The 19,920-nt window shown below is 59.8% G+C and carries 18 protein-coding genes and 1 pseudogene; 8 read left to right on the top strand and 11 right to left on the bottom strand.

What is annotated here, in order from left to right; genetic code table 11:
* The first annotated feature begins 86 nt into the window (after nucleotides 1–86).
* Entirely contained in the window at nucleotides 87–500 is a 414-nt protein-coding gene (locus NIM86_RS05575) for a LapA family protein (RefSeq protein WP_253379839.1), read from the top strand.
* Between the two features lie 97 nt (nucleotides 501–597).
* On the opposite strand, the gene NIM86_RS05570 is transcribed toward NIM86_RS05575, so the two are convergent.
* Nucleotides 598–1,269 carry a DUF1236 domain-containing protein gene (locus tag NIM86_RS05570; protein WP_253379837.1) on the bottom strand — a complete coding sequence of 224 codons (672 nt, stop codon included), beginning with the start codon at nucleotides 1,267–1,269 and terminating at the stop codon, nucleotides 598–600.
* Nucleotides 1,270–1,400: 131 nt separating this feature from the next.
* Nucleotides 1,401–2,783: a cytochrome P450 gene (locus NIM86_RS05565; protein ID WP_253379835.1), complete on the bottom strand. Its 1,383-nt coding sequence runs from the start codon at nucleotides 2,781–2,783 to the stop codon at nucleotides 1,401–1,403.
* 214 nt (nucleotides 2,784–2,997) lie between these two features.
* Between NIM86_RS05565 and gyrB the strand changes: the two genes are divergently transcribed.
* From gyrB to NIM86_RS05550, 3 genes are read left to right on the top strand one after another with little or no spacing between them, the layout of a single operon-like run.
* Entirely contained in the window at nucleotides 2,998–5,478 is a 2,481-nt protein-coding gene (gyrB, locus tag NIM86_RS05560; protein ID WP_253379833.1) for a DNA topoisomerase (ATP-hydrolyzing) subunit B, read from the top strand.
* 9 nt (nucleotides 5,479–5,487) lie between these two features.
* Nucleotides 5,488–6,075 carry a YdeI family protein gene (locus tag NIM86_RS05555; RefSeq protein ID WP_253379831.1) on the top strand — a complete coding sequence of 196 codons (588 nt, stop codon included), beginning with the start codon at nucleotides 5,488–5,490 and terminating at the stop codon, nucleotides 6,073–6,075.
* Nucleotides 6,065–6,634 (top strand): hemerythrin domain-containing protein, encoded by a 570-nt coding sequence (locus NIM86_RS05550; protein ID WP_253379828.1) that lies wholly within the window; start codon nucleotides 6,065–6,067, stop codon nucleotides 6,632–6,634. Before NIM86_RS05555 ends, NIM86_RS05550 begins: the two co-directional genes overlap by 11 nt.
* 1 nt (nucleotide 6,635) lies before the next feature.
* Here the strand turns inward: NIM86_RS05550 and NIM86_RS05545 are convergent, their stop codons facing one another.
* Nucleotides 6,636–7,664: a polysaccharide deacetylase family protein gene (locus NIM86_RS05545; protein WP_253379826.1), complete on the bottom strand. Its 1,029-nt coding sequence runs from the start codon at nucleotides 7,662–7,664 to the stop codon at nucleotides 6,636–6,638.
* 176 nt (nucleotides 7,665–7,840) lie between these two features.
* Here NIM86_RS05545 and panB point away from each other — a divergent pair, with 176 nt between their 5' ends.
* Both panB and panC read left to right on the top strand, forming a co-directional pair.
* Entirely contained in the window at nucleotides 7,841–8,683 is an 843-nt protein-coding gene (gene panB, locus NIM86_RS05540; RefSeq protein ID WP_253379824.1) for a 3-methyl-2-oxobutanoate hydroxymethyltransferase, read from the top strand.
* A 3-nt stretch (nucleotides 8,684–8,686) separates the two neighbouring features.
* Nucleotides 8,687–9,556, top strand: a complete 870-nt coding sequence (gene panC, locus NIM86_RS05535) for a pantoate--beta-alanine ligase (RefSeq protein ID WP_253379822.1) — start codon at nucleotides 8,687–8,689, stop codon at nucleotides 9,554–9,556.
* Between the two features lie 32 nt (nucleotides 9,557–9,588).
* On the opposite strand, the gene gdhA is transcribed toward panC, so the two are convergent.
* From gdhA to NIM86_RS05510, 5 genes and pseudogenes are all read right to left on the bottom strand, one after another.
* The gene (gdhA, locus tag NIM86_RS05530; RefSeq protein ID WP_253379820.1) at nucleotides 9,589–10,929 is read right to left on the bottom strand and encodes an NADP-specific glutamate dehydrogenase; all 1,341 of its coding nucleotides are present in this window, start codon (nucleotides 10,927–10,929) and stop codon (nucleotides 9,589–9,591) included.
* Nucleotides 10,930–11,040: 111 nt separating this feature from the next.
* Nucleotides 11,041–11,490 carry a DUF934 domain-containing protein gene (locus NIM86_RS05525; RefSeq protein ID WP_253380741.1) on the bottom strand — a complete coding sequence of 150 codons (450 nt, stop codon included), beginning with the start codon at nucleotides 11,488–11,490 and terminating at the stop codon, nucleotides 11,041–11,043.
* Nucleotides 11,491–11,583: 93 nt separating this feature from the next.
* Nucleotides 11,584–12,303, bottom strand: a pseudogene (locus NIM86_RS05520) (phosphoadenylyl-sulfate reductase); the annotation flags it as partial.
* On the bottom strand, nucleotides 12,278–13,942 hold the full coding sequence (locus NIM86_RS05515) for a nitrite/sulfite reductase (RefSeq protein WP_253379818.1): 1,665 nt from the start codon (nucleotides 13,940–13,942) through the stop codon (nucleotides 12,278–12,280). The pseudogene NIM86_RS05520 and the gene NIM86_RS05515, both read right to left, overlap by 26 nt.
* 14 nt (nucleotides 13,943–13,956) lie before the next feature.
* A complete protein-coding gene (locus tag NIM86_RS05510) occupies nucleotides 13,957–14,241 on the bottom strand; it encodes a DUF2849 domain-containing protein (RefSeq protein WP_253379816.1) in 285 nt (94 codons plus the stop codon).
* A 235-nt stretch (nucleotides 14,242–14,476) separates the two neighbouring features.
* Here NIM86_RS05510 and NIM86_RS05505 point away from each other — a divergent pair, with 235 nt between their 5' ends.
* Together NIM86_RS05505 and NIM86_RS05500 are read left to right on the top strand one after the other, a co-directional pair.
* A complete protein-coding gene (locus tag NIM86_RS05505; protein ID WP_253379814.1) occupies nucleotides 14,477–14,692 on the top strand; it encodes a hypothetical protein in 216 nt (71 codons plus the stop codon).
* Between the two features lie 43 nt (nucleotides 14,693–14,735).
* A complete protein-coding gene (locus NIM86_RS05500) occupies nucleotides 14,736–15,188 on the top strand; it encodes a host attachment family protein (RefSeq protein WP_253379812.1) in 453 nt (150 codons plus the stop codon).
* A gap of 81 nt (nucleotides 15,189–15,269) precedes the next feature.
* Here NIM86_RS05500 and NIM86_RS05495 read toward each other — a convergent pair whose 3' ends face one another.
* The 3 genes from NIM86_RS05495 to NIM86_RS05485 form a co-directional block, all read right to left on the bottom strand.
* Nucleotides 15,270–17,423, bottom strand: a complete 2,154-nt coding sequence (locus tag NIM86_RS05495) for a transglycosylase domain-containing protein (RefSeq protein ID WP_253379810.1) — start codon at nucleotides 17,421–17,423, stop codon at nucleotides 15,270–15,272.
* A 104-nt stretch (nucleotides 17,424–17,527) separates the two neighbouring features.
* The gene (locus NIM86_RS05490; RefSeq protein WP_253379808.1) at nucleotides 17,528–18,148 is read right to left on the bottom strand and encodes a ribonuclease D; all 621 of its coding nucleotides are present in this window, start codon (nucleotides 18,146–18,148) and stop codon (nucleotides 17,528–17,530) included.
* A gap of 55 nt (nucleotides 18,149–18,203) precedes the next feature.
* Nucleotides 18,204–19,616 (bottom strand): M20/M25/M40 family metallo-hydrolase, encoded by a 1,413-nt coding sequence (locus tag NIM86_RS05485; protein ID WP_253379806.1) that lies wholly within the window; start codon nucleotides 19,614–19,616, stop codon nucleotides 18,204–18,206.
* Nucleotides 19,617–19,920: the final 304 nt, after the last annotated feature.

Genomic DNA, 19,920 nt, shown 5'->3' with positions numbered 1-19,920 from the left:
CAGGGGAAATGGTATGTGCTGGACCCATTCCGTGTCGCTGCCTATCTTTGCGTCATGAACCGCAATTTCCGAAACGGATATTTTTGATGATTTCCCGCCTTCTAACCTTCGTCGTTCTCGCCCCTCTCGCCATTATTCTGGTGGCGCTGGCGGTGGTGAACCGACAATCGGTGCCGCTGACGCTCGATGTTCTTCAGACCGGCAACGAGAATCTCAGCGTATCTCTGCCAATGTTCATCTGGCTGTTGGCGGCATTGATTTTCGGCATGGTGATCGGCGGGGTCGTCTCCTGGATGCGGCAGGGCCGCTACCGGCGGTTGGCCCGGCGTCGCAAGCAGGAGGTCAACCGACTCGAGAATGAGCGCCCGGCCCCGCCGGCGAAGCCTTACGGTACGCGTGAAGACGGCACTTGGCCTTACGGCCGCGACGACGGCACCGATACCGGCGTGACCGGAACCCAGCTTGCCGGTCTCCCGGCACCCGATGCTCATCGCGCCTGACGGCTGCGTCAAAACAAAGTCGAGGCAAAATAAAAAAGGCCCGCCGGTTGAACCGGCAGGCCTTCCGTCCCTTTCAGGGGATCGTCAGTCAGTCTTCTTAGCGGACGACGTAGACGATCTGACGGTTGGACGGCTCGATAAGAACCGGCTGACCGTTTACGTATGCGTAGCGGTAGTCGTAATCCGGGATCTCACGGAGTTCGACTGTATCCGGTACGCCAGCGCCAACCACGACTTCACCGTCGAGGTAAACCGGATCGACGCGGTTATCGCGAACATAGGTCACGACGCGATCATCGGGGCTGAGGGCATCTCCCGTGCCGCCACCGAGCGCTGCGCCGGCAACACCACCAACGGCTGCGCCGACAGGACCGCCGATCAGAGCGCCGGCGACCGCGCCGCCGGCAGCACCGGTCACGACGCCAGTAGCTTCCGCGCCATCATAGGTTGCGACTGGGACATTGAGGGCTTCGCGCTGCTCGACGACAACGACGCGCTGACCTTCATAATCGCTGGTGAGATACTGGGCATAGGACCAGCCGGTCTTGCCGTCCATCGTTACCTGGCACCAATTGCCGGTCTCGGTGCAGCCATTGACAGTCACCTGACCGTCGGCAGGGATCGCACCGATCACTTCATAGTTCGGGCCGGGGCCAGAGCGAACGTTCAGTTCGGTGGTTGCGCTGGCCGTGGTCTGAGCCATGGCGGCGCCTGTGAGGGCAACGGCGCCGGCGGTTCCAAGCAAAATAGCTTTCAAATTCGTCATCATAAAACTCCTGTTATATGTCCCTGTCGCCCCATCAACAGCGTGCGCGGACCTTTGTTCCGAAGCCTTGAGAAGAACATTTTGCCGCCACAATTCATGTCTCAGAGCGAGACAACGTTCGAGGAATTGCGCCGTTAGCGGCGGCTGACGCTCATGCGAATGCCGTCCTGCGGCTGGACCGTCAGCTTCTGTACGGGAAAGGGGTGGGGTGCGCCGTTTGCCAGATCGAAGCGATACTGCGACAGCAGGACGCCAAGGGCGATAGCCGCCTCCTGCATGGCGAAGGTCGCCCCGATACACACCCGTGGTCCCGCGCCGAAAGGTAGATATTGATAGCGGTCGAGGCTTTCCCGATTTTGCGGCAGGAAGCGCGACGGCATAAAGGCGTCGGGCTGGTCCCAGTAAAGGCGGTGCCGATGGAGCGTCCATGGCATGACGAGAATGGTTGTCCCCGCCGCCATCTTCAGATCGCGCCATTGATCGGCTTCGATGGATTCACGGTTGATCGAAGGCGCGGGCGGGTAGAGCCGCATGGTTTCTTCGAATGCGGCCCGCGTTACCGGCATGGCGTCGAGCCAATCGTACGGATCGGCTACCTCAGCCACGACCCGGTCGACCTCGTTTTCGACCTTCGCCCGTTCGTCCGGCGCCTGGGACAGGCAATAGAGCGTCCAGGCCAGCGCCCGCGCGGTGGTCTCGTGTCCGGCGCCGATGAAGGTGATGATATTGTCTTCCACCTCCTCTTCCGAAAGGCCGTCCGGCCCCATGGCGCGCAGCAGAAGGGTAAGAAAATCCTCCGGCGCATCCTCGCCGCGCTCCAGCTTGTCTCGCCGCATATCCATCGTTTCGCGAACCAGGCCGCGGAAATAGCGTAGCGTCTTGCGGCCTCTTATGCGTGTCAGGCGCGGGATGAATTCCGGCGCGGCCAGAAGATCGAGCGGGTCGACCCGCCCCATCGTGTGCAACAGACGGTCGACCCGGTCGCCGAACTCTTCCGGCACGCCGGCGATCTCGTTGGAGAATAGCGTCTCGGCCAGGATTTCGTAGGTCAGTTGCGTCATATCGTGGGCAATCTCGACCGGCGCATCGCTATCGGCCGGGGCGGCGTATTTCTGGACGAAGCGTTCGGCGACTGTTTTCATCGGTTGCGCGAAGCCGCGAATGTGTCGCGGGGTGAAAACCGGGGCCATCGCCTTGCGGCCGCGCTTCCATGTAACGCCCTCCGCCGTCAGCAGCCCGTCGCGCAGAATGGGACGAAGAATAAGCTGGCGGACCTTCGCCATCCGGTAGTTTTTGACATTGTCGACGAGGATATGGCGGATCAGCACGGGATCGTTGGCCACCACCATTGGCGATCCGACGCCCTGAGTAATATGAACATAGGGCTGGTTGTAAGAGGGCTCGCCCCACAGCGCGATGGGATTGCGGTAGACTGTCCGCACCATTTCCAGAAAGCTCGGCGGCGATGTGCGTGGCCGCGGTGCCGGCGGAACGAAAGGGATAGGTTCGGCATCCATGGCGGGTCTGTCCTGTCGCTGGCGGAACCGTTGTCTCCATATTCATGTAGGAACGGGGATCGACCGCTCAACCACAGGCTGGCCGGCAGGGCTCCGGATGTGCGTCGCGTTTGGTTTTTAGGGCCGGAAAGCCTATATTCAAAAGGATTAAACGGGCGATTCGAATAGCTGTTTCAGGCTGCTTCGTCCAAGCCCTCTTCAATGTGGAGTCTGTATGAGCGAAGCGGCGGCGGAACGTAACGAAGGCGGTCAATACGGCGCCGATTCCATCACTGTTCTCAAGGGGTTGGATGCTGTCCGCAAACGGCCCGGCATGTATATCGGCGACACCGATGACGGCTCGGGTCTGCATCACATGGTCTATGAGGTGGTTGACAATGCGATCGATGAATCGCTTGCCGGCCATGCCGATCTCGTGACCGTGCAGCTCAACCCGGACGGCTCCTGCACCGTAATCGACAATGGCCGCGGCATTCCGACCGATATCCACAAGGAAGAAGGCGTCTCGGCCGCTGAGGTCATCATGACGCAGCTTCACGCTGGCGGAAAGTTCGACCAGAACTCCTACAAGGTCTCCGGTGGCCTTCACGGCGTCGGCGTTTCGGTGGTGAACGCGCTTTCGGATTTCCTCGAATTGCGGATCAACCGCGACGGTGAGACTCATCAAATGCGATTCAGCCGTGGCATCGCCGATGCGCCGCTGGAACAGATTGGCTCCTACGATGCAACAAATCAGCCCTTCACCTATGAGGGGCGCTCCGGCACGGCCGTAACCTTCCTGCCGTCATCGGAAACCTTTTCGAAGACGGAATTCGATTTCGGCACGCTTGAACACCGCCTGCGCGAACTGGCCTTCCTCAATTCCGGCGTCCGTATCGTTCTGATCGACAAGCGCCATGCCGACGAGAAGAAGGTGGAGCTATGGTACGAAGGCGGCCTGATCGAGTTCGTGCGCTATCTCGACCGCGCCAAGAAGCCGCTGGTCGACGATCCGATCCATATCGAGGGCGAGCGCGACGGCATTACCGTGGAACTGTCGCTCTGGTGGAACGACAGCTACCATGAGAATGTTCTCTGCTTCACCAATAACATCCCGCAGCGCGATGGCGGGGCGCATCTGGCCGGTTTTCGCGGCGCGCTGACGCGCCAGGTGACGGGCTACGCTGAGCGCTCCGGCATGATGAAGCGCGAGAAGGTGAGCCTAACAGGTGACGATTGCCGCGAAGGCATGACGGCAGTGCTGTCGGTCAAGGTGCCGGACCCGAAATTCTCCTCGCAGACCAAGGACAAGCTGGTTAGCTCCGAAGTGCGACCGGTGGTCGAGGGGCTCGTCAATGAGGGGCTTGGTACCTGGCTTGAAGAACACCCGAACGAAGCGAAGGCTCTGATCGGCAAGGTGGTGGAAGCCGCCGCCGCCCGCGAGGCGGCAAGAAAGGCGCGCGAACTGACGCGGCGCAAGGGCGCGCTCGATATCACATCGCTGCCCGGCAAGCTGGCCGACTGCCAGGAGCGCGATCCCAGCAAATCCGAAATCTTCATCGTCGAGGGTGATTCCGCTGGCGGTTCGGCAAAGTCCGGCCGCTCACGCAAGAACCAGGCAATTCTACCGCTCCGAGGCAAGGTGCTGAACGTTGAGCGCGCCCGTTTCGACCGGATGATTTCTTCCGATCAGATCGGCACGCTGATCACCGCGCTCGGCACCGGTATTGGCAAGGATGAGTTCAATCCGGAAAAGCTGCGCTACCACAAGATCATCATCATGACCGATGCTGACGTGGACGGGGCGCATATCCGCACATTGCTGCTGACCTTCTTCTTCCGGCAGATGCCGGAATTGATCGAGCGCGGCCATCTCTTCATCGCTCAGCCGCCGCTCTACAAGGTGAGCCGGGGTAAGAGCGCGGTCTATCTCAAGGACGAGCCGGCCTTCGAAAATTATTTGATCGATAGCGGGCTGGAAGACGCATCGCTGGTGATGGCGGATGGCGAAACGCGCATGGGCGGTGATTTCCGTGCGGCCATCGAGGACGCGATTTCCGTGCGCAGCCTGATGGCAGGTCTGCACAGCCGCTACGACCATTCCGTGGTCGAGCAGGCGGTCATCGCCGGGGCTCTCGATCCTTCAGTGCTCAATAGCGGAGACGCTCAGGCTATGGCGGAGCGTTTGGCCGAGCGGCTGGACATGATCGCCGACGAGACCGAGCGCGGCTGGACGGGGCGGGTTTCCACCACCAACGATCCCGACGCGCCGCAATCGGGCGGTTATATGTTCGAACGCACCGTACGCGGTGTCAAAGAGGTGGTTCATCTGGACGCCGCTCTCATCAACTCTGCCGATGCCCGTGCGCTTCACCGTTTTCACGAAAGGCTGGCGCCGATCTATACGCAGCTGCCACAGCTCAGACGCAAGGAAAACAGCGTCGCCATCACGGGGCCGCTGGCTTTGTTGGATGCGGTTTTCGCGGCGGGGCGCAAGGGCATCCAGATGCAGCGCTACAAAGGCCTCGGCGAGATGAACTCCGACCAGCTTTGGGAAACCACGCTGGACCCCGCCGCCCGTTCGCTGCTTCAGGTCAAGGTGAACGATGCCAATGACGCCGACAGCCTGTTCGCTCGCCTGATGGGCGACGATGTGGAGCCGCGTCGCGACTTTATTCAGGAGAACGCGCTATCCGTTGCCAATCTGGACGTCTGACGGGCCGAAATGAGCCCGCATGACGACATTGAAAGCTTCTATGCCGATGCCGAACGCTGGCCCGAGGAACTGAGAGCGTTACGGACAATTCTCATCTCGCGGCCGGTATCGGAAGAATGGAAGTGGCGGCAGCCGGTTTATGTCGCTCATGGCGCCAATCTGTTCACCGTGTGGGCCTTTGAGGACGCCTGCACGCTTGGCTTCTTCAAGGGCGCCTTATTGGACGATCCGGAAGGATTGCTGGAAAAACCGGGCGATAATTCCCGTTCCTCGCGCGTCATGCGTTTCCGCTCCACCGCCGAGATCGATCAATGCAAAGGCACCATCGAAGCATTTCTGGACGAGGCCATTGCTCGCCAGAAAGCCGGCGAGGAGGTCGATATGGAAGCGGAGGACATACTGGAGCCGCCGCCCGAACTTGTCGATAAGCTCCGGACCGACGATAAATTCCGCGCCGCGTTCGAGGCCCTGACACCGGGCCGCCAGCGCGGGTGGACCCTGCATTTTTCTGGCGCGAAGCAGGCTGAAACGCGATCCCGCCGGATCGACAAGGCAACGCCGAAGATACTTGCCGGAAAAGGTATGCATGACCGTTGACGATAAGGGTCCGGCGCTTGAACTCGATGAAGCGGCAAGGCCCGCCGTTCCAACATTCGAGGTGGCCGCACAGCAACGCAATGGCAGCCGCCATCTACGCGCGATCCACGAGCATCATCGCCGGCAGTTGAGCGGTCTGAAAAAGATATTCTCCGATCTCGAACGCGGAGACGCATCCGCTGACGACATGGTGACCGCCGCGCAATCGCTTTCGATGACTGATAATCTACGCCGCTTTGGAACGCTTTGCGGACAGGAATGTCAGGCGCTCGTCTTTCACCATCAGATTGAGGATGGGGCGATGTATCCGCAATTGCAGCGGAGCGAGGAATTGAAGGCCGTTATCGATCAGTTAATGGCCGAGCATCAGGTGGTTCATGCGCAAATCGTGGCGCTATGGGACGCGACCACCGCATTTCTGGAAAAACCGGACGATCCGACCAAACGAAGGGAACTCGGACGCGCCATAGAGCGCCTTCAGAAAACCGTCCTGTCCCATTTCGGATATGAGGAAGATGCGCTGCTCGACGCCATTGACCATTTTAGCGTGGCGATCTGACCTAGGCGCTTTTCATCATCCGGCCAGACAGCAAAGCGCGGACGAAACGCCTCTGCTGATAAAATCCGTTCAGCGAAACGCGCGGCAGGAGCAGCAGTTCGCTAGGCGCACCGGTGATCTTTCCAGGTGTTGTACGGACGCCCACTGATAGGCCGGCTGCAGCGGCCGCCTCGGCTTCGCGAATCCCGCAAGCCCAGTCGTAACCGTAAGGATAGGCGATCGTCGTCGGCCGTTCGCCGATTAAGGCGCCAATCCATTCGGCACAATCAGCGATTTCCTGCTGGATCGTATCGGGGGAGAGTTTCGACATTATGCGATGAGTCAGCGTATGAACGCCAAAATGGGCCAGCGGCTCGCTTTTTGCAAAGGCGGCCAGTTCATCTTCGTCCATAACCAGCTCTTGAACGATCTCAACGGGACTGACGCCAGAACGTGCCGCTTCGGCATCGACGATCTCGACGGCGCGACATTCGTCAGCCGCCTTTTCAACCATGCAGGCAGTGTAGCGATAAGCCCGTCGCTTGCCGGAAATGGTGCGACAATCGAATGCGCGGCCGTCGATCGCCCACGCATCTATCGCCCGGATGGCTTTCTCGGCCGTTTCCCACCAGATCGTACTGGTCCGTTGTGCAAACCCCTTGGTCAGGAAGATTGTGTAAGGCACACCGTGGCGCCGGAAGACCGTCGCGGCATGGTCGCGATTATCCCGGTATCCGTCGTCCAGCGTGAAAGAGACGAACCGGCCATCCGGCTCTGCTTCCAGTCGTCGCGGCAAATCGGCGAGCGCAACTGGTGTAAACCCGCACGCGAGGCATTCTCGGATCGCAATATCGAGAAATTCCGGGGTGACGGAGAGGTGAGCATTGGGATCAAAAGGTTCACCGCTCGCCGGCCGCACATGATGCAGTGTGAAAATGACGCTGTGATGCGCTTTTGATCGTATACCGGCTGCTGTCGTCGTGGCGGCCAAGGCTTCGAGCGCCGTGCGGATGGCCAGATGACGGAAGGACGGTTTCATCGCGGCGTGCATGACCTTTTCTTTAGCGCGCAAACGGATCGTCGCTTCCCTATCACCGCCGGCTTTTCCATCCGGTAAATTCTACACTGTCCTGTCGAAAGCCGCCGGCTATGGCTTTTCGCCGGAAAAGTGCTAACGATGCCGCGCCGCAGCATAGCAGCTGTGCCGATAAGGGAGGCCGACCGTTTATGAGTGCGAACGGTATCATGAAAAGCCTGACGCCGCCGGATATTCAGGCGATGAAGGGCGGCGAGCCAATCGTCTGCCTGACGGCTTATACCACACCGATTGCCCGGCTCATGGATGAGCATTGCGAACTGGTGCTGGTCGGTGATTCACTTGGCGTCGTTGTGCATGGTCTGCCGTCCACTGTCGGTGTGACGATGGAGATGATGATCATGCATGCGCGCGCCGTCAGGCGCGGCCTGACGAGACCTCTCATGGTCGTCGATCTGCCCTTCGGCGCTTATGAATCCGGTCCGGAGCAGGCATTTGAAAATGCTGCGAGGCTGATGACCGAGGGCAGGGCCGGCGCAGTCAAGCTGGAGGGCGGTCGTGTACAGGCCGAGACAATCCGGTTCCTTACGGAACGCGGCATTCCTGTGATGGCGCATATCGGCCTGCTGCCTCAGGCGATCAACACCGTTGGCGGATACAAGGTCCAGGGCCGTGGCGATGCCGCAAAAGACGTTCTTGCCGATGCAAAGGCCGTAGCGGAGGCTGGCGCATTCGCGGTTGTTCTCGAAAAGGTCACGGCCTCCATTGCCGAAAAGATCACCGATGCAATCGACATTCCGACAATCGGTATCGGCGCTTCCCCGAAATGTGACGGCCAGATTCTCGTCACGGACGATATGCTGGGTCTTTTCGAGGATTTTCAGCCGAAATTTGTCAAGCGCTACGGCAATTGGGCCGTCGCCGGCCGCGAGGCCATATCTTCCTACGCATCCGATGTGCGCGCGCGACGTTTTCCCGGTCCTGAACATCTTTTCGGCGATCAGGCTCCGGGCGCTAAGAAGACGAAGAACTGAATTATGACCGACAAGCAACCGATCCTGCTGGTTCGCCAGATCGAAGAACTGCGCAATCAGGTGGCAGCCTGGAAGTCCGAAGGCTTGCGTGTGAGCCTGGTGCCGACCATGGGCGCGCTTCATGACGGCCATGCCAGTCTTGTAAAGCTGGCGCTGAAAGATGCGGACAGGGTGGTCGTCAGTCTGTTCGTCAACCCCAAGCAGTTCAACGACCGAACCGATCTGGCCAATTATCCCCGCACCGAAGACGCCGATCGCGATCGGCTGGAAGATCTCGGTGCGCATATGCTTTATGCCCCTGTCAGAGAAGAGATCTATCCAGAGGGTTTCGCGACCAGCGTCGTGGTGGAGGGGCCGGCCATTCCGCTTGAGGGCGCGCATCGGCCCGGCCATTTCGCAGGCGTTGCGACCGTAGTCTGCAAGCTGTTCAATCAGGTTCAGCCACATTCGGCAGTTTTCGGGGAAAAGGACTTTCAGCAACTGGCGGTCTTGCGTCGGATGGTCCGCGATCTCGACATGGCGGTCGAGATCATTGGCGGCAAAACCATTCGCGAAAAGGACGGCCTCGCCCTTTCATCGCGTAACGAACGACTTTCGGACGATGACCGGAAGAAAGCGGCAGGCCTTTCGCAGGCCATGACAAACGCCGTCGATGCAATCGAGGGCGGCGCCGATATCGCCGGCACGCTCAACCGCACACAGGCGTCTATCCTCGAGGCCGGTTTCGAAAAGATCGACTATCTTGCTCTTGTCGGAGCGGAGGACTTGCAGCCGATGGACGAGCGGGACCGCGACGGACGGCTCGTCGCGGCCGCGTTTCTGGGCGGCGTCCGACTGATTGACAACATGCCGGTCAAGGGGCCGCGACGTTAAGCGCGAAATCGGGAGAGGACGGCGTATCCCGGCTACCAGACGCCATAACTCTTCACCGCGGCGGCGACTTTGAGAAACGCGGCGATATTGGCGCCGTCGACATAATCGACATAGCCATCTTTCATGCCGTGTTCGAGGCAGCGCCCGTGCATCTCCTCCATGATGGATACGAGCCGGCTGTCGACTTCTTCGCCTGACCAAGACATGCGCATCGCGTTTTGTGTCTGCTCCAGACCGGAGACTGCAACGCCACCCGCATTGGACGCCTTTCCGGGCGCGTAGAGGATTTTCGCTTTCCGAACACGTTCGACGGCATCGGCCGTCAGCGGCATGTTGGCGCCCTCTACGATGGCTTTGACGCCATTTTCGATAAGCGCTTTGGCGTCCTGTTCGCCCATTTCATTCTGCGTCGCGCAGGGCAGGGCAACATCGCATTTGATCGACCACGGCGTTTTGCCCTTCCGGAACGTGCCATTGCCGTCATGATCGCCGAGGCTACCCCCATGGTCTTTCAGCCTTTGGATGGCCTCGACATCGTCTTGGCGCAGCCCGTCCTTGAAATAGAGCGTTCCGGTGGAATCGGAGAGACTCAGTACCGTTCCGTCCAGATCGAGCACTTTCTCTGCGGCGTGAAGCGCAACGTTTCCCGCACCTGAAATGCAGAATGTCCGTCCCTCAATGTCTTCGCCGATCCTCTGCAGCATGGCGCGCAAGAAATAGACCACGCCCCAGCCTGTCGCCTCGGTGCGCATGGCTGAGCCGCCGAAGCAACTGCCTTTGCCGGTCAGGACGCCGGCCCATCGGTTGTTGACCTTGACGTATTGGCCGAAGAGATAGCTGATTTCGCGGGAACTGACACCGATATCGCCAGCCGGCACATCGATATCCTCGCCAATATGGCGCTGTAACTCGTTCATCAGGGACTGGCAGAAGCGCATGATCTCGCGCTCGCTTTTGCCTTTTGGATTAAAGTTGGAGCCGCCCTTCGCGCCACCCATTGGAAGGCCGGTCAGTGCGTTTTTAAGCGTCTGCTCGAAACCGAGGAATTTTAGAACGCTTTCTGTAACGGTTTCGGAGAAACGAAGGCCGCCCTTATAGGGTCCGATGGCGTGGTTGAACTGAACCCGCCAAGCCCGATTGGCGCGGATCATGCCGTCGTCGGTCTCCCAAGGCACGCGGAAGGAAACCACGCGGTCGGGCTCGGTCAGTCGTTCCAGAAGCTGGTCGCGTACCCAGTCTTCACGATCCAGATAGATGGGCGCAACAGAGCAGACGACTTCATGAACGGCTTGATGAAACTCCGTTTCGGCGGGATTTCGCTTTTCCAACCCCTTCATGAAGTCGTTGACGTAATCGTCGACTGCTTTGCTCATCGGTTGCTGCTCCGTCTTTCAATCAGAGCAGGCAGATATTCCGGCCGAGACGCGTGGCAACCGCTGTGCCGGACTGTTCACCGATCGGTTTGGTACGGGCAGCGTCTCGCGTCAGGCCGCGTGACGCCGCCAGGCGAAGCGATTGGTTGCCTGTTCGTCGTCGAGCGACGGCTGGTAGCGTTGGTCGATTCCAGGCAATTCGCCGCGTTCCAGCTTTGCTATGGTCGGTTCATTGGTGATCGACAATTCCGAAAAGCCGGTACGGACCATGTGGTCGACCTGATCGTAAAGAACGTCGCCCACGGCCCGGATCGGACCGTCATAGCCGGCGCGGCGCAATTGAACGGCTTTGGAATAGCTGCGCCCGTCCGTATAGGCGGGAAAGGACAGGGCGACGATCGGCAGATCGTCAAGCGCGTCGACGATAGCGGCAATATCTTCGCTAGGGTCAAGTCGGACACCGATCGGCGCGCCGTGGGCCTCTTTGCGTTCTTCGTCGAGTGCCTGCCATGCACTCAGCGGCAGGATGGCCGGCCGCGATTGAACAAGCGCCTCAATCATATCGGCTTCGATCCAGTCATCAGCTATGAATGAATCGCCGTTCCAGACTTTATTGCTATCGCTCATTGTATCTTTCCGGCCGTCGATTGCGACGAGCCCCTCCAAGTGAATTCCGCATTCCGTCTTGGCCTGACCGGCCCAGCGACCGGACCGCTCATCGCCATCCTCGGCAGGCTGAGTGCAGGGAAAGCAGCCGATAGACAGGTAACCGAATGCGACCAGCGGATTTTCGCGCAGATCGTTATCGCGCATGAAATTGGCCTGATCTGCAGTCGTCCATCTGGCCAGCGGATTGATCCGGATGCGCGGGCCGACCGCCTCGAACACCGGCATATCGGCACGCTGAGCGCTTTGATAACGCTTTCGGCCTGTAAACCAGGCATCGAAAGGCGCCACGGCGCGGGCCATCGGCTCGACCTTGCGAATTTCGCAGCACAGGTCGGTATCGTTCTTGTAGAGGTCATCGGAGGGGTCCAGACGACCGAGAACATCGGCTTTCGGATGAATGATCTGCAAGTTTGCGAGGTTTAGATCGGCAGCCAGTTGGTCGCGATAATCCAACGTCTCCCCAAAATGCTGACCGGTATCGAGAAAAGCGACAGGCGTTGCCGGATCGACATCGGCAATCAATTTCAGCAGCGCAGCGGAATCGGCCCCGAAGGACGACACGGTGCCAATCGAGCCGGGAAACAGCTTTTCGATCGACAGCCTGACGATTTCGCTAGCTGGCAGATGGCCATAGGTCTCGTCCAGCCAGGCGGCCTTTTCCTCAATGGACGAGAAGGCCTCAGGCAGCTTTTGATGAAGGGCCATAAAGCGCCTCCTTGAACGGTGTTGGGCCGGCGCGGTTCAGATAGGAAAGAAAGGTTTCCTCGCTGTCATGTCGACCTGCCAGATAGGTATCGACGATTGTCTCGATTGCGCCGCCGATTTCATCGAAGGAAAAGCCGCGCCCGATGATCTCACCGATGGATGCGTGCTGATCGGCAGATCCGCCAAGTGTGACCTGATAGAGTTCGGTGCCTTTCTTTTCGACACCCAAAATGCCGATATGACCGACATGGTGGTGGCCGCAGGCATTGATGCAGCCGGATATTTTGATCTTCAACTCGCCGAGAGCCTGCTGACGGTCGGCAAGGCGCTGGGAAATGTCCTGCGCCACCGGAATGGAGCGGGCATTTGCAAGCGCGCAATAATCGAGACCGGGGCAGGCGATGATGTCGGTGGCGAGCCCGGCATTGGCCGTAGCAAGTCCGATCTCTTCGAGCGCTTCGAACACGGCGGGCAGATCGGCGCGCGCGACATGCGGCAGAACAAGGTTCTGTTCGTGGCTGACCCGCAGTTCATCGAAAGCATAGCGTTCGGCAAGATCGGCCACCGCGTCCATTTGATCGGCCGTGGCGTCGCCTGGAATTTCGCCGATACCCTTCAGCGAAATGGTGACAACCCCGTAATCGGGATGGCGATGGGCAGTGACATTGCGCCGTCTCCAATCTTCAAATCCGGATAGACGCTTGCGCGCTGAGATCTCTGTCACGACGCCTTCGGCGCGGTCGGTCAGAACAGGAGGCTGGAAATAGGCCTGAATGGCGGCGATGTCGTCGTCCGGCAGCGTAAGTTCGCCATCCTTCAGACCCGCCCACTCGGCCTCGACTTCCGTGCGGAAAACGTTAGGCCCCATCTCGTTGACTAGGATCTTGATGCGCGCCTTGTACTTGTTGTCGCGCCGGCCATGCAGGTTGTAGACCCGAAGGATTGCCGTGACATAGGAGAGCAGGTGCTCTTCCGGCACGAACTCCGCGATCAGCTTGGCGATGACGGGCGTTCGTCCCTGACCGCCGCCGACATAGACGGCAAAGCCGATCTCGCCGGCATCGTTCTTTTTCAGATGCAGGCCGATATCATGAAACTGGATCGCGGCGCGGTCGTCCTCCGCGCCGGTCACGGCGATTTTGAACTTGCGCGGCAGATAGCTGAACTCCGGATGCACCGATGACCACTGCCGGAGAATCTCGGCATAGGGACGCGGATCGGCGACCTCGTCGGCAGCCGCGCCGGCGAAATGATCGGAGGTCACGTTACGGATGCAGTTGCCGGAGGTCTGGATGGCATGCATCTCGACCTCGGCCAATTCGCGTAGGATCGCCGGTATATCGGAGAGTTTCGGCCAATTGAACTGAATGTTCTGGCGGGTGGTGAAGTGGCCATATCCCCGATCGTAGGTCCGTGCGATATGGGCGAGTTTGCGCATTTGACGGCTGTCGAGCGTGCCATAGGGGATGGCGACACGCAGCATATAGGCGTGCAACTGGAGATAGACGCCATTCATCAGCCGCAGCGGCTTGAACTGGTCTTCCGTCAATTCGCCGGAAAGCCGCCGTTCGACTTGACCGGAAAATTCTTCGGTACGGGCGGCAACGAATGCCGCGTCGAATTCGTCGTAACGATACATGATGAAATCTCGCTTCAGCGGGCGAATTGCGGGTGGGTTGTCGGCCCTTTCGCACGGATGATCTCGCGCAGACGGATGGGACGGAATTCGTCGCCGTCGCGCAGGACATCAATGAGATTGACGTCGACGACCTCATTGCGATCGGCCGACGCCGCACCGGTTTTTTCCAGCGCTTCGACCGTTTCGGGATCGTCGGTGGCTGACGCATCCGCCAGGCTGGTCATCCAGCCATCGGCCTGATTGTAATAGACAACTTCGCCATTCATCAGCCGGTTCGCGGTCAGGACTTTCAGGCTCATGCCTTGCTCCGTTCGTTTCGCTAGCGGCGCACAAAGGGTTTCCGCCATGTTGCCGCTAAAGATGGGGCAGAGGCTCGCCCTTCTGAAGAAATGGCGGTGCCTTTGAAGCGGATCGAGGCAACCGCTTTTTCGCCATGCGTGCAAAGCCCGCAAACTCATTCCGGCATTGGTACGGGAACGCCGATAGCGCACTCCGCGTTGATCGGAGAACCGAAAGACGAAGAGGAAATTACTCATGGCCGGAGAGACACGGCAGATGCTTGAACGCAAGGGCGAACGGCAGACGCGGCTCGAGACCGCAGAGTCGTTCGGCATTCCGAATTCGCTCGATCAGGCCGGCACGTCGGGCGGGCAGCCCGCCAAAAAGACAGCCAAGGAAGACGATGAGAAACGGTCTTTTGAGCAGCCGGCCGGGGCGACCCGCGTGACCAAGGGCGATGAGGCTGAATAAAGCCCGAAATTGTTACTCAGCGAATTTGTGAAGGGAGTTTTATATGACCAAATTTCGAATGAAGCACGGCGATATCGTTGTCATCGCAGACGGTGAAAAGGCGCTGTTTCTGCGCAATGAAGGCGATGCGACCTATCCCAATCTCGACGTGTTTCGCGAGATGGAGCAGGACAATCCGCCCAATCGCGAGCAGGCAGCCAATAGGCGCGGCCGTATGAATGATTCAGGAGCGAACGGGGCGCAGCGTAGCGCGGTAGACGACACGGATTGGCACCGTCTCGGCAAGGAGCGGTTCGCACGGGAAATAGCCGACCGGCTCTACAAGATGGCCCATAAGGGCAAGATCGACCGACTGATCGTCGCGGCGCCGCCGCAGGTCTTGGGCGATATGCGCAAGGAATATCACAAGGAAGTTTCGGATCTCATCGTCGGTGAAGTCGACAAGGAACTCGCCAACCACCCGATCCATGAGATCGAGGCGATCCTTCAGAAATAAAGCCATTCTGGCATACGGAATAAGAGGGCGGGCTGCCAATGGCGGCCCGCCCTTAGCGTAGCGGAATAAGAGGGCCGGTTTTTAGCGGCCGAAAATTCGATCCAGAAAACCGCCGGTTCGCTCTTTGACCCGGCCGATCACCTTGTCGCCGACGCCAGCCTGTGGGCGTGGCTCGCCATTTCGTCTCTGGCCGCCGGATATGATGTCGCGGATGCGCGCTTCGGTTTCATCGAAGTTCTGTCGGGTTTCGATAGCGCCGACCGGTCTACGGTCATGACTGACAAGCACACCGTCGGACGAAAGCGACGGCGTGAAGTTGCCCGGCAGTGGTCGCTTTGGCAGGCCGTGATGTGCCGTCGTCATGAACTGTTTCCAGGCGGTCGCCGGCATGGAGCCACCGGTCACGTTTTTCATCGGTTCGCCATCGTCATTTCCGAACCAGACGGCTGTGACGAGGTTGGAGGTGTAGCCGACGAACCAGGCGTCGCGACTCTTGTTCGTCGTGCCCGTTTTGCCGGCGGCAGGCCAACCGAAGGCGGCGTTGCGGCCGGTACCGGCCTCAATCGTACCGTTCATCATGAAATTCATCATGCCGAGCGCCTCGTCGGAAAGCACGCGAGGCGCATTGCCCTCGAAGCGGTAAACTACCTTGCCGTTCCGATCCTCGACGCGATCGATCATGTGCAGCATCGGCCGGTATCCGCCATTTGAGAACGGCACATAGGCTGAGGCGAGTTCGAGCGGTGTGACCTCGGATGTGCCGAGCGCCAGCGAAGCGTTGATCGCGAGCGGGCTCTCAATGCCCATCTTCATGGCGGTATCGACCACACGATCCGGCGTGACGGCGACGATAAGCTGCGCCGCGATGGAATTGAGCGAACGCCGCAAAGCTTCGGCAAGGGTCACTTCGCCGTAATATTTTCCGCCATAATTCTCCGGCGCCCACTTGCCGTAGCGGACAGGCGCGTCGGTGACGAGCGATTCCGGCCGCCAGCCATTTTCGATGGCGGTCAGGTAAACGAAGGGTTTGAAGGTCGAACCCGGTTGCCGGCGCGCTTCGGTCGCCCTGTCGAATTGGCTCTGCGCATAGTCTTTGCCGCCGACAAGGGCCCGCACCGCGCCAGAGCCATCCAGTGAGACCAGTGCCCCCTGACCGACATTCTTCTCCTGCCCATGTTCTGCAATACGGGCACGGATCGCTTTCTCGCCCATATGCTGCAGCGAAAGGTCGATCGTGGTGTAAACCACCAGATCGTCGCGTACATCGCCGATCAGGCCCGGCAATTCATCCATGACATGGTCGGCCACATAATGTTCCGAGCCGTTCCAGTGCGCGGCGGCGCGCGTGACCGGCGCGCTCATGGCGGTCACGAACTGGCTGTCGGTCAGCATGCCCTGATCTTTCATAGCCGCCAGCACGACCTCGGCGCGGGCTTTCGCTTTATCGGGAGCCTTCGCCGGCGACAGCGCCGAGGGCGCCTTCAGAAGACCGGCGAGCAGCGCCGCTTCATCGGCCGTGACCTCGCGTGCGCTCTTGCCGAAATAGCGCCGTGACGCCGCCTCCACGCCATATGCGCCCGAGCCGAAATAGACCCGGTTTAGATACATCTGCAGTATGGCGTCCTTGGAGTATTTTCGCTCCAGCCAAAGCGCCATCATCGCTTCCTGCGCCTTGCGCTCGATTGACCGCTCCGGCGACAGGAAAAGGTTTTTCGCGAGCTGCTGGGTCAGGGTCGAAGCGCCCTGTGCGCGACCGCCCTTCACGACTTTATTGAAAACGGCGCGCGTGATGCCGATCGGATCGATACCAAAATGATGATAGAAGCGCCGATCCTCGATGGCGATCACGGCCTGCGGAATGAACGGGCTCATATCTTTGATGCCGATGGCTTCGCCGCCGGTCATGCCGCGATTGGCGATCAGATCGCCATCGACCGAGACGATTCGCACATTTGGCGGCCGATCCGGAATGGCCCATTCGCTGGTCGGCGGCATTTTCAGCGCGTAATAGCCGAAGACCACGCCCAGACCGATCGCCATCCAAAGCGACAGCGTCAGAGACCAGTAGATCGCCCCGCCCAGAAGACCACGGCGCTTGCGGGCTGACGCTCGCTTGCGCCCTTTCGTGGGCTTTCCGCGGCGTGACGAAGAGGGCACCGCCTGGCTGCGCCGGCGCGACGCGGCAGGACCGTCCAGCCTCGGTTCGATGCGCACTTTCTTCTTGCGTCCGGCCATGTCCGGTTTGCCCCGCTTTCGTTGATCGGAATCCCCAATGAATCGAAAGCAGGATAAATGCGGCGAATTAACGGGTCGCTAAGGATTTAGAAAAGCGTGGTGGATCAGCTATGGGCGAAAATGTCGGTTTCCGGCCAGCCTGCGAGGTCCAGCTTCGCTCGTATCGGCAGGAAGTCGAAACAGGCTGCCGCCATCTCCGTGCGCTCGTCCCTAACCAGTCGTTCCTGGAGTTTTTCACGGAGCCGATGCAGGTACAGCACGTCCGATGCGGCATATTCGAGCTGCGCGGCAGAGAGAGTTTCCGCTCCCCAGTCGCTCGATTGCTGCTGCTTGGAGAGATTGACGTCGATCAGCTCCTCACAGATGTTTTTCAGCCCATGCCGATCTGTATAGGTCCGCACCAACCGACTGGCGATCTTGGTGCACCAGACCGGCTCGGCCAGCACGCCGAAAGCGTGGTAGAGGACCGCTATATCGAAACGGCCGAAATGGAAGAGCTTGGTGATCTGACGATTGGCCAGCAGCGCCTCGATATTCGGCGCCGATGTCTGCCCTTTTTCGATCTGGACGATATCGGCCGTGCCGTCGCCGGGCGAAAGCTGTACCACGCAAAGCCGGTCGCGATGAGGGTCGAGCCCAAGTGTTTCGGTGTCGATCGCCACCGCCTCGACCTGGTAGTCGGAAAGGTCGGGCAGGTCGCCCTTGTGGGAGCGGATCGTGGTCATCGTTTATCCTGTCTCAAAGAAGTCCTCGTCTCATAGCGCCCTGATCCGGGCTGGCCTAGCGTCCGCCCTCAGCTCTCCCCGCTTTTTGCCCGAGCGCCGTTAGAATGCGCGCCCATGACCGCATACCCTTGTGAAAACTCTTCATCTCATATTTTTCATTGGGCGAATGGATGCGGTCGTCGGCTAGGCCGAAACCGACCAGAAGGCTGTCCATGCCCAGTTCGGTCTGAAACGTGCCGACGATCGGGATCGAACCGCCCATGCCGATAATTGGCGCTTCGACGCCCCATTCGTCCGTCAGTGCCTGTTTTGCCGTCGTCAGAAGTCCCGATTCATAAGGCAGTTGCACGGCCGGCGATCCGCCATGCTTATGAAACTCGACCCGACAATCTTCCGGTAGTCGCGATTCGACGAAGGCGCGAAAATTCCTGCGAATGGCCTCTGGCTCCTGATCGTGGACGAGACGAAAGGAGACCTTCGCCATCGCTTTTGCAGGAATAACCGTCTTGAAGCCTTCGCCGGTATAACCGCCGACTATGCCGTTTACCTCGGCGGTCGGGCGCGCCCAGGTCAGCTCCATGATGGACCGGCCGTCTTCGCCGAATGGCTCCGAAAGCCCGATCTCCTTCAGGAAGCCGTCAGCGGAGCGTTCCAGCTCTTCCCAACTTGCCTTGATGGCGTCGGGCGTTTCCGTCACACCATCGTAGAAGTTCGGGATCATGACCCGTCCAGCCTCATCGTGAAGGTCGCCGATAATGCGCGAAAGGACCGTCAACGGATTGGCCGCCGCGCCGCCGTAATAGCCGGAGTGCAGATCGCGGTCGGCGGCATGGACGATCACCTCCTCGCCGACAAGTCCGCGTAGGCCGCCGGAAATGGCGGGCGTGTCGGCGTCCCACATATTGGTGTCGCAGACGAGTGCGAAATCGGCTTTTAGCTCATCCTTGTTTGCCTCGATAAAGGGCAGCAGCGAGGGCGATCCGCTCTCTTCCTCGCCTTCGAAGAGGATGGTCACGCGGCAGGGCAGTGTGCCGGTCTCGCCGATCATGGCGCGGCACGCCTCGACGAAGGTCATCAACTGGCCCTTGTCGTCGGCGGCCCCGCGTCCGGTAATGACCTTGCGGCCATTGCGCTCGACGATCTGGGGGAAGAATGGATCGGATTCCCATTCGTCGAGCGGGTCGACCGGCTGCACATCGTAGTGGCCGTAGAATAGCGCGTGCGGCGCATCCGGTCCTGCCCCGTCGTGATGGGCGACGACCATGGGATGGCCGGGCGTATCGCGCACCGAGGCCTTGAAGCCGATTTCGGCCAGATCCTTCTTCAGCCATTCCGCCGCCTGGCGACACGCTTCGGCATAGGCGGGATCGGTCGAGATCGATGGAATGGCGATAAGGGCCTTGAGATGGTCCAAAGCGCCATCAAGACGAGTGTCGAGACGGGCAAGGACGGTATCGAGAGAGGACATGAAGCGATCCGTTACGGTTTGTTTGCGCGCAACGGTAGGGCGTGGCGGCCAGCAGGGCAAACGCGTATGGGCGAAAAGGTGTGAGCGGCAGCTGTGCAAAGAAAAGCCGCCGTGGCGGAGGGGGGTGCCACGGCGGCATTCTACTAAGCGGAGATCAGCGAGAGGGGGACGCGATCTTCCGTCGTGTCGTCCGGGAGGCGGGGGACAAGCCTTTGTTCCGGACGGTGGCGCTCTGTCGTCGCCGACCACGCTCAGATGAGAATATGAAACCGGCAAAACAAGGGCAGAAGTATTAAGCTTCGGT

Origin of the sequence: Notoacmeibacter sp. MSK16QG-6, from assembly GCF_024158145.1 — a bacterium.
In the GTDB taxonomy this organism is placed as follows: domain Bacteria; phylum Pseudomonadota; class Alphaproteobacteria; order Rhizobiales; family Rhizobiaceae; genus Notoacmeibacter.
Note: the sequence above shows the minus strand (reverse complement) of the source record. Positions and strands in the feature narration are given on the sequence as shown.